The 4783-nt window shown below is 60.8% G+C and carries 5 protein-coding genes and 1 pseudogene; all 6 read right to left on the bottom strand.

From position 1 onward, the window contains the following. The coding region (locus tag XH79_RS07115; RefSeq protein WP_271581194.1) for a hypothetical protein at positions 1–1060 on the bottom strand (1060 nt) is incomplete at its 3' end. Between the two features lie 72 nt (positions 1061–1132). Beyond that, complete coding sequence (locus tag XH79_RS07110; protein WP_271581193.1) at positions 1133–1330, bottom strand: hypothetical protein; 198 nt, start codon at positions 1328–1330, stop codon at positions 1133–1135. 276 nt (positions 1331–1606) lie between these two features. Further along, on the bottom strand, positions 1607–2044 hold the full coding sequence (locus XH79_RS07105) for a UPF0149 family protein (RefSeq protein ID WP_271581196.1): 438 nt from the start codon (positions 2042–2044) through the stop codon (positions 1607–1609). 181 nt (positions 2045–2225) lie between these two features. Continuing rightward, positions 2226–3783 (bottom strand): annotated as a pseudogene (gene tnpC / locus XH79_RS07095) (IS66 family transposase). A gap of 50 nt (positions 3784–3833) precedes the next feature. After that, positions 3834–4187: an IS66 family insertion sequence element accessory protein TnpB gene (gene tnpB / locus XH79_RS07090; RefSeq protein ID WP_271581192.1), complete on the bottom strand. Its 354-nt coding sequence runs from the start codon at positions 4185–4187 to the stop codon at positions 3834–3836. After that, positions 4184–4621 carry an IS66-like element accessory protein TnpA gene (gene tnpA, locus XH79_RS07085; protein ID WP_442869924.1) on the bottom strand — a complete coding sequence of 146 codons (438 nt, stop codon included), beginning with the start codon at positions 4619–4621 and terminating at the stop codon, positions 4184–4186. Before tnpA ends, tnpB begins: the two co-directional genes overlap by 4 nt. Positions 4622–4783: the final 162 nt, after the last annotated feature.

The following is a 4783-nucleotide window of genomic DNA, read 5'->3' as shown; positions in this document are numbered from 1 at the left end:
GTCCTGTTTTCACTTCTGTGGACGTATAAGCGCCTGCGGCCCTTACCGCCTCTAGGTGAGACGCCATCGAAACACGACAGGTAGGGAATACCCAGACATTCAGATCCGACAACGCCAAAAGGTAAAGTGAAGCTACGAATGAGAAGCATTCCTCGATGTCTAGGACTTGCTCGGGTCGATTGTCCGTCTCAGGTGTCGTTAACTTGTTCCAAGTAGGCATGCCTACTATGAGGGGCCGTACCGGAGCATACGTCCCGCAAAGATACCGGGCGTGATGCACGGTCGCCAATACGTCAAACGCAACGTCTTTGTGTAGACCAAGCATGGATCCTACCGAAACATTCAGGCCAGCTTTGGCGGCTCGGTCTTGGCTCTGCAACCTGAACAAAAAGCCATTACCGTTTTTTACAATGCGGAAATCATCATCGATTCCGCGTGACTTTGGCCCACGCGAGATGTGTTTGTTATATAGAGTCTCGTCGTACGTCTCTTGCCACGAGATCATTCCGTCTGCACCGCAGGAAGCCAGATTCCGATATTGTTGTTCCGTGAGCGCCATCGTGGAAAACAGCAACTGGCGGCCGCTGCTTGGAGGAAAACGCGACTTTAACCGCCGCAGGAGAACTGGAAGAGCATCGCGAACAAATTGCATGTCATCGCCACCAACAAGTTCGATGTCGTCTATGCCCTTCTCGAGCAAATATTGAGCTTGTATGTCGACCATCTCCTCATCGATTATTAGGCGCCCCATTTGCGCATTGTCGGCGCGCCAACCACAAAAATCGCAGTTAGATGCACATCGATTGCTAACCTCCACGGGAGAGACGGTCACAACTGAATGACCGTACTTCTTGGCCCTGACACCGGCGGAACAGTCAAGCACCATGGTCTTAATAGTGTTAAAATCAGGCGTGTTGATCATGCCGATGAACGCGCTAATCTCCGAAGGAAGCAAAGGACGATGTTGCGCTTGGTTCAGTATATAAGAGGCGTCCGCGAGGGTCACCCCAACAGCTGAATTGGATGCGGTGGCTAACTCATCTACGGGCACTTGGTACATTGTTTAACTCCAAAACGAATGGGAGGAGATCGCGTGATCGACCAGTTTAAGATTGCAATGTAAAATTTCCGCCTATCTATGTTGATAGGTGCGGCGCTCGATCGAACTTACAATAAGCTGCACGGCTTCACTAACCCGTGAGCCCGCCGCATAAGCCGTCGTCAGCACGACGCTTGCGCGCGCTGCAATCGCGTCCAGAAAATGCTCGATCTCCTCGACACTGAGCATGAGCTTGCCGGCTTCTGACCACGATGATCCGCTCAACGCCATCTGGCACACAGTACGACACGAACGGGAAGCAAACCCACGCGCAGGGATAGGTATTTCGCGTTATTTCCCTATCCTGAGTTTCCTATGTCGCGCCCGTTGGTGTACGACAAAGGCCTCTACCGCTCCCGTTACAACTCGAAAACTTCTTCGCCAAACTCAAGGATTGGCGACGACTGGTTTGCCAACGTCGTCGCAGACGACGTGCGCTTCGAGTTCAACCCGCCTTTCGTGCGACTGATGCAGCGTAACCGGTATGAGCTCCCACGTCGGCGGTGATCAGCGTGCGCGTGCATAGCGGATCGGCATCCAGTATTGGCGCATGGCCTCGACGGCTGCGGGAACATCGAGGTGGGCGTTGCGCAGAGAGGCGCGGGTCTCGCGGCCGGTGCGTGGCGGTCCGAGCAGCGGACCGGCCTGATGGTCGCGACAGTGCAGCAAAATAGGCAGCAGCAGGCGGTGATTGACGTTGCTGGCGTCCAGCAATGGCGCCCACGCCGACAGCCTGAGCCGCATCGCGGCGTAGAATCCCTGGCACCATGGTCGCGGATCGACGTCGCCGTTGGGTTGACGCCGGTGCATTGGGGCGAACTGGTTAGGCGTGGTGGAAAGGATCCGGCTGATCTCGTTATGACGCAGCGCGACGGCGGAGATCGCAGCGAACTCCGGGGTGCCGCGTGGTTGAAAGCATCGGCATCGATGGCAAGCAGTGGGCATATCCAATCGAGCGGGCTCATCGACGCCGGTCCGGCCACGATCGCGGCGACGTAGCCGTCGAGCATGGGGAGACTGGTGGTGGCGGGATGCTGATCGAGGCGAGCCTGGAGCCATTGCTCGAGCTCCGCAAGCGGCATGGCGGCGGCCGCCATCGACGATGAAGCTTTAGGGCGACGTGGGCTCATGCTGCAGCCTGTGCGATGCGCTCACGCGCCCCCTTCCAGTTCCAGACGAGCAGCTCGTGGAGCTGGTGGCTCTTGGTTCGTCCGGAGACAATCCGCTCCAGCACGTCCGTCAGATAGATCTGAGGATCGAGTTCATAGAGTTTTGCCGTGTTCACGATCGACGACAGAATCGTCCAGCTCTCGGCGCCGCCTTCGCTCCCGCTGAACAATGAGTTGCGTCTTCCCATGGCAATCGGGCGCATGGAACGCTCTACCGTGTTGGAATCGACCTCGACGCGGCCGTCGCGGAGAAACAGCGTCAACCCGTCCCAGTGATTGAGTGCATAGTTGATCGCCTCCGCTAGCTTCGACTGCGAGAAGAGCTGGCCAACCATTGTGGTCAATCGTGCCTTGAGCGCCTCCATCAACGGAGCGGTCCTGGCGCGACGGACGGCGAGCCGCTGCTCGGCGCTCGAGCCGCGGATCTCGGCTTCGATCGCATAGACCGCCTGCAGGCGTTCGATCACCTCGCGCGCGAACGGCGACTGCGTCGTCTTGAACACCTCGACGAACTTACGTCGGGCATGAGCAAGACAAAAGGCGAGCTGGATCTCGCCGCCATGATCGCGGGCGAGCGCCTTGTAGGCGGCATAGCCGTCCACCTGCAGAATGCCGGAAAAGTCCGTCAATTGTCCGGCGATCTGCTCCGTGCCCCGGCCGGCCGCGAACACGTAGGCAACCGACGGCGGCGAGGGCCCGCCCCATGGTCGGTCATCCATGGCATGCGCCCAGAACTGGCAGATGCGGGTGCGATGTCGCCCGGGGGGGAGCACCGGCATCGGCGTCTCGTCGCAGAACACGCGCGGCGCGCTCTGGATCGTCCTCAGCTGAAGCTCATAGAGGCTTTTGAGCCACCAGGCGGTACGCCTCACCCAGCTGGCGAGCGTCGCGCGGTCGAGCTGGATGCCCTGGCCGGCCAAGATCTGCACCTGCCGGTACAGCGGCAGATACCAGGCGAACTTCGAGACCACCACGTGGCTCATGAGTGCGGTCGAGGCCATGCCGCTCTCGATCAGCCGCGGCAGCACCTTCGCTTGGACCACACCATCGGTGCAGCTGCGGCAGCCATATTTGGGACGGATCGTGCGCAGCACCCGCAGGATCGCCGGGATGATGTCCAGCACCTCGCTGACGTCCTCGCCGATCTTGTGGAGCTGACCCTGGCAGCACGGGCAGGCCGTCGCCTCCGGCTCCAGCACCGCAGCGCGGCAGGTGCTTTGGGAGTATGCCGATGTTGCGGCGCACCTTCTTCCGCGGCGGCTTGCCAAGCGGCTTCGCCGCTGCCGCATCGTCGTTGGCAGCGGCAGGTGGCGTGGCGTCGGTCTCGAGATCGCCCAGCTCGAGCGCGAGTTGCTCGTCCACGAGCACCGCAAGTCGCTCCGAGCGCTTCCCGAAGATCATCTCCTTGAGCGTCTGCATCGCCACACGCAGCTTCTCGTTCTCGGCGTCAAGCGCGAGCACCATCTCGGTCAGAGCTGACGGATCGGTCGGGAGAGCGTCGGAGCGAATCGCCATGACCAGACGACACATCCGCGCGCGACACGCTCCAGCGAAATCCTCACCTCTCAGCCGACAACGGCCGGCTGCTTCACAGGCTTGGGGGAGACACGCGTCCACTCGAGCCCGTCGACCAGCATCGCGAGCTGCGTCGCACTCAAATGCACCGCGCCGTCGCGGATCGGCGGCCAGGTGAAATGCCCTTCGTGCAACCACTTCGTTACAAGCACCATGCCGCTGCCGTTCCACGCCAGCAGCTTCACTCTGGCGGAACGTTTGGAACGGAAAACGAAGACGGTGCCGTCATAAGGATTCGTGTGGAACGCTTCGCTCACCAGCGCCGACAGCGTGTGCACCGACTTGCGAAAGTCGACCGGCTGGGACGCCAGCATCACCTTGAGGTCGGGCCGCAGCGCTATCATCGACCGCCTCTGAGCGCCGACAGCACCGTGCAAAGCGTCGCAGCATCCACTTCTCCCTCGACGCGAATGCGCGCCCCACTCACCTCGATCTCGACCACCCCACAGGTCCTGGTCGGCGGCGCGGTCACCTTCAAGGGCCTCGCTTGCGCCGACGCTGACAGCTGGCCGCTCTCGGCGCCAATCTGGATCGGCACGAAGCTCGGCGCCTTGCCGGCCATTGCCGTAATCTGGCGTCGCCACACCGTGAGCAGCCCGCGGGAAGCGCCGTTGCGCCGCGCTACCTCGGAGATGTTCGTGCCTTCCTCAAAACTCTCCGCCACGATCCGGGCCTTCTCCTCGCCCGTCCATCGTCGCCGCCGGCGCTCCCCGGTGATCACCTCGACACGACGATAGGAGTCACCTTCCTGCCTGGCATCAAGCATGGCATTTACCATCGATCCACCTCCTCCGATCAGCTCATGCCAGGCTCTATCGCGCGTAACCCCACGGAGGGCTAGGTGGGGGCCTCATGCCGGTTACGGTTGATCTGGCTACCGCGGCAATGATACCGCCCGACAGTACTGTGCGTACCGCTGTAGGTAACGTGAAGTTTGCGG

It is taken from the genome of Bradyrhizobium sp. CCBAU 45389 (assembly GCF_028128625.1).
GTDB lineage: Bacteria > Pseudomonadota > Alphaproteobacteria > Rhizobiales > Xanthobacteraceae > Bradyrhizobium > Bradyrhizobium liaoningense_B.
Note: the sequence above shows the minus strand (reverse complement) of the source record. Positions and strands in the feature narration are given on the sequence as shown.

Coding starts and splice junctions, on each gene's coding strand:
- XH79_RS07110 (WP_271581193.1), bottom strand. CDS start 1,330: ATGGCGTTGAGCGGATCATCGTGGTCAGAAGCCGGCAAGCTCATGCTC.
- tnpB (WP_271581192.1), bottom strand. CDS start 4,187: ATGATAGCGCTGCGGCCCGACCTCAAGGTGATGCTGGCGTCCCAGCCG.
- XH79_RS07105 (WP_271581196.1), bottom strand. CDS start 2,044: ATGCCCACTGCTTGCCATCGATGCCGATGCTTTCAACCACGCGGCACC.
- tnpA (WP_442869924.1), bottom strand. CDS start 4,621: ATGGTAAATGCCATGCTTGATGCCAGGCAGGAAGGTGACTCCTATCGT.